Here is a 538-nt window from a genome sequence, read left to right as displayed (position 1 = left end):
CAGTCGTCATGGACGCTCAGTCTCTCGAACAGCCACACGAGGAAGACGGCCACCAGCCCGAAACACAGGAAGAAGGCCATACCGGCGGCGGCGGCGAGGCCCGCGTCGAAGCTCTTGAAGCCGTACTCCCAGAGCAGGTAGTAGACGTTGGTCGTCGCATTGTCAGGGCCGCCCTGGGTGAGCGCGTCGATCAGCGGAAAGGTCAACTGCCCGGCGAGCAGCACGGTCATGAGGGCCAGCAGGACCAGGGTCGGCGACAGCAGCGGCAGGGTGATCCATCGGGTGATCTGCCACCGGGTCGCGCCGTCGAGCTGGGCTGCCGCGGCGTACTCGTCGTTGATTGCGGCCAGGCCGGCAGTGACGACGAGGACGGCGAAGCCGAGCAGGTGCCAGCCGGTGATGCCGACGACGGCGAGCTGGGCGGGACCACGTTCATGCAGCCAGTTGACCGGTCGGCCCAGCAGGCGGTCCACCAGGCCGTGCCGTGGGTCCAGCAGCCATACCCACATCGCCGCGCTCGCCACCGGCGGAACGAGCA

General features: G+C 68.2%; 1 protein-coding gene. It reads right to left on the bottom strand.

Features of this window, described 5'->3' with window-relative positions; genetic code table 11:
• The coding region (locus U9977_RS21195; protein ID WP_322751039.1) for a sugar ABC transporter permease at positions 1–538 on the bottom strand (538 nt) is incomplete at both ends.

This window comes from Protofrankia sp. Cas8, assembly GCF_963555845.1.
In the GTDB taxonomy this organism is placed as follows: Bacteria; Actinomycetota; Actinomycetes; order Frankiales; family Frankiaceae; genus Protofrankia.
The sequence above is the reverse complement of the archived record's forward strand: the minus strand, read 5'-3'. Positions and strand labels throughout refer to the sequence as shown.